Consider the following 3,012-nt stretch of genomic DNA (forward strand, 5'->3'; position numbering starts at 1 on the left):
AGTGAATCCGTGATCAACACACATCCCCTGTGGGAGCCAGCCTGCTGGCGATGGGGCCGGTCGCCGCACCGCAAAGCATGGATCAGACGGTGAGCCGCAACCGCGCCAGATCCCACAGTGAATCCGTGATCAACACACATCCCCTGTGGGAGCCAGCCTGCTGGCGATGGGGTCGGTTGCAGCACCGCAAAAATTGGATCAGACGGTGAGCCGCAACCGCGCCAGATCCCGCAGCGGCGGCGCGCCGAACAGACGGCTGTACTCGCGGCTGAACTGCGACGGGCTTTCATAGCCCACCCGGTACCCCGCCGCCGAGGCTTCCAGCCCCTCGGTCAGCATCAGCCGCCGGGCTTCTTGCAGGCGCAGCTGTTTCTGGTACTGCAACGGGCTCATCGCCGTCATCGCCTTGAAGCGGTGGTGCAGGGTCGAGACGCTCAGGTTCACTTCCTTGGCCAGGTCATCGATGCGCAGCGGCTGCTCGAAGTTGCCGTTGAGCCATTTGATCGCCTGGCTGATGCGGTGGCTCTGGCTGTTGGCGATGGCGATCTCGTACAGCCGGTGGCCCTGGGGGCTGCGCAGCAGGCGATAGAGAATCTCCCGGCGGATCAGCGGCGCGAGCATGGCGATGTCTTTGGGCGTGTCGAGCAGGCGCGCCAGGCGCAGCACCGCGTCGAGCATGGCGCTGTCGATCCGTTCGACGTACAGGCCGCGCCCGGTCGGCCGGGTCGGCACGCCCATGGGGCCGGCGTCGGCGATCAGCGCGGTGATTTCCGCCGGGTCGATGTCCAGGCGGACGGCCAGGATCGGCTCCTCGGGCGAGACGTTCACCACCCGCCCGCTCAGCGGCATCGAGACCGAGACCACCAGGTAGTTCAGCGGATCGTAGTTGAAGTACTCGTCCGCCAGCCGCACCTCCTTGCGCCCCTGGGCCATGATGCACAGCGCCGGTTGCGCCAGCACCGGGGCGAAGTCATGGGACTGGGTGTGGCGGGACATGAACAGCGAACCGATGGCCGTGGCGTAGCTGCCGTCTTCCGAGGTGTTGCGGCGGATGAGCGTCGCCAGTTCCGCGCGCTGCTTTTCCATGTCGGCGTCCAGCGGCGCTGGAAAATGTTCGGGTGACGTCATGCACGGCCTCCTCGGCAAGGGCGGTGAAGTGGGGCAGAGCATAAGTTTGTGCAAGCTTGAGCGGTAGACACATCCTGTCGAATGCTTGCCTGATCCTGCACGGGGTTGCATCGGCCCCCAGACATGACAGGACGCAGGCGGGCAAACTTGCTCGAAACCCGTGTGACAGCACCGTGACAGGCCTTCACACTTTTTTACAGGGTTTTGAACCAGTCTCGCAGGATCGTGCAAGGCAACGGCAGGAATCGACTAACGGCGCCGGGCGGGCGGCCCGTAACCTTGGATCCTGTCGCAGCCCGTCCCCGGCTGCCACGCGACTCCCTGGGAGGGATTGAACATGTCCAAGCAAATTCCCGTCAGTCATATGGCCTTCATCCGGGCGCGCGCCGGGCGCTCGGAAGAGTTGGGCGTGCGCCTGAGCGCGCTGATCGAGCCGTCCCGCGCGGCCCCCGGTTGCCTGAACTTCGCCTTGCAGCATTCGCAGTGCGATCCGCAGCTGTGGCTGGTCTCCGGCTTCTGGAGCAGCCAGCAGGCGATGACCGCCTATTTCGCCAGCCCGTCGATGGAGGTGTTCGGCGAACTGGTGCAGGACCTGGTGGTCCATCACGTGGATTTCCACACGTTCAGGGAGGTGTCGGCCGCCCAGGCGCTCGGCGCCTGCGGCGCACCGGTACACAAACTCGCCGGTTGAGGGTTTAATGGCCGGCCTATTTGACTGAGCCGGAACCTGAGACATGGCACGTAAAGAGTTCGCACACTTCGAAGCGGTTTCCGCTGTGGTCCCCGTCGAGCTGGGCGGCAACAAGGGCTACTACGCCGCCATTGCGGTCAAGGCCCTGGTCGATGGCGGCGCTCCGCGTTTCCACAAGCTGCTGAATGAACAGGTGTTCGCCGGCGCCATCGCGGCCGACGACGCCGCGACCCGCGAGCTGGAACGCCTTCAGGGCGTGAGCGACGACGCCGAACTCATCTGGTGAGCCTCACTTGACCGCACCCGGTCGCCACATCTTGAACAACGCTTGCGGCCCCAGCTGGAAATAGTCCGCCGGCCCGCCGCCGCGCAGAATCGGTTCTGCGGCGGCGGTGTCGTAGATCCCGTCCTTGAGCAGCCATTTGGCGATGTGCACGGCGACCACCTCGCCGAGGATCAGCCAGCTCGGCACTGTCTCGCCACTCGCCCGCTGCAGCTGAATGATCTGAGTGACCTTGCATTCGAAGGACACCGGGCTTTCGGCCACCCGCGGCACCGCAATCACTTTCGAAGCCACGGTGGTCAAGCCCGCCAGCTCGAACTCGTCGACCTCCGGCCCCACCGCTGCGCAGCTCTGGTTCATCTGCTCGGCCAATGGCCGGGTGGCGAGGTTCCAGGCGAATTCGCCGGTCTGCTCGATGTTGTTCAGGCTGTCTTTGCGGCCCACGCTCGAGAACCCGATGATCGGCGGGATGTAGTTGAAGGCGTTGAAGAAGCTGTACGGCGCCAGGTTCAGCCGGCCTTCGGCATCCTGCGACGAGATCCAGCCGATGGGGCGCGGGCCGACGATGGCGTTGAACGGGTCGTGGGGCAGGCCGTGGCCGTTGGCGGGTTCGTAGAAGTGGATGTCATCGGGCATGGCGCGGGCGGTCCTGGAAGGCTGTGTTCTGAGGGGGGCCATAGTGCAAGCGCAGGGCGCTGATTTCCAGCCCGGTGCAGAAGGCTGCGGGGGCAACTGTCTTGATGCTGTCTTGCGGTGCCCGGGCCGGCGCCATCGCCAGCAGGCTGGCTCCCACAGGGTTTTGCTTGGGACCTGGCAGTTGTGTCGCTGCAGAAATGAACAAGCCCGGCATTGGCCGGGCTTTGGTGTTTGCATCCGCGCTTCAGCTGATGGCCGCGGCGGTGCCGGTCTT

At 65.1% G+C, this 3,012-nt stretch carries 4 protein-coding genes; 2 read left to right on the forward strand and 2 right to left on the reverse strand.

Features of this window, described 5'->3' with window-relative positions:
- Positions 1-198 precede the first annotated feature (198 nt).
- Positions 199-1,128, reverse strand: coding sequence for an AraC family transcriptional regulator N-terminal domain-containing protein (locus tag ACIP0B_RS15830; RefSeq protein WP_400833459.1), 930 nt, complete (start codon positions 1,126-1,128; stop codon positions 199-201).
- 337 nt (positions 1,129-1,465) lie between these two features.
- Between ACIP0B_RS15830 and ACIP0B_RS15835 the strand changes: the two genes are divergently transcribed.
- Both ACIP0B_RS15835 and ACIP0B_RS15840 read left to right on the forward strand, forming a co-directional pair.
- The gene (locus ACIP0B_RS15835) at positions 1,466-1,819 is read left to right on the forward strand and encodes a putative quinol monooxygenase (RefSeq protein ID WP_400833462.1); all 354 of its coding nucleotides are present in this window, start codon (positions 1,466-1,468) and stop codon (positions 1,817-1,819) included.
- Between the two features lie 43 nt (positions 1,820-1,862).
- The gene (locus ACIP0B_RS15840) at positions 1,863-2,105 is read left to right on the forward strand and encodes a hypothetical protein (protein WP_400833463.1); all 243 of its coding nucleotides are present in this window, start codon (positions 1,863-1,865) and stop codon (positions 2,103-2,105) included.
- 3 nt (positions 2,106-2,108) lie between these two features.
- Here ACIP0B_RS15840 and ACIP0B_RS15845 read toward each other — a convergent pair whose 3' ends face one another.
- On the reverse strand, positions 2,109-2,738 hold the full coding sequence (locus tag ACIP0B_RS15845; protein WP_400833466.1) for a flavin reductase family protein: 630 nt from the start codon (positions 2,736-2,738) through the stop codon (positions 2,109-2,111).
- Positions 2,739-3,012 lie beyond the last annotated feature (274 nt).

It is taken from the genome of Pseudomonas sp. NPDC089534 (assembly GCF_044749305.1).
GTDB classification, from domain to species: Bacteria; Pseudomonadota; Gammaproteobacteria; order Pseudomonadales; family Pseudomonadaceae; genus Aquipseudomonas; species Aquipseudomonas ekonensis.

What these genes read in the sequence shown, in the direction of transcription:
- ACIP0B_RS15835 (WP_400833462.1), top strand. Translation starts at nt 1,466, where the DNA reads ATGTCCAAGCAAATTCCCGTCAGTCATATGGCCTTCATCCGGGCGCGC.
- ACIP0B_RS15845 (WP_400833466.1), bottom strand. Translation starts at nt 2,738, where the DNA reads ATGCCCGATGACATCCACTTCTACGAACCCGCCAACGGCCACGGCCTG.
- ACIP0B_RS15840 (WP_400833463.1), top strand. Translation starts at nt 1,863, where the DNA reads ATGGCACGTAAAGAGTTCGCACACTTCGAAGCGGTTTCCGCTGTGGTC.
- ACIP0B_RS15830 (WP_400833459.1), bottom strand. Translation starts at nt 1,128, where the DNA reads ATGACGTCACCCGAACATTTTCCAGCGCCGCTGGACGCCGACATGGAA.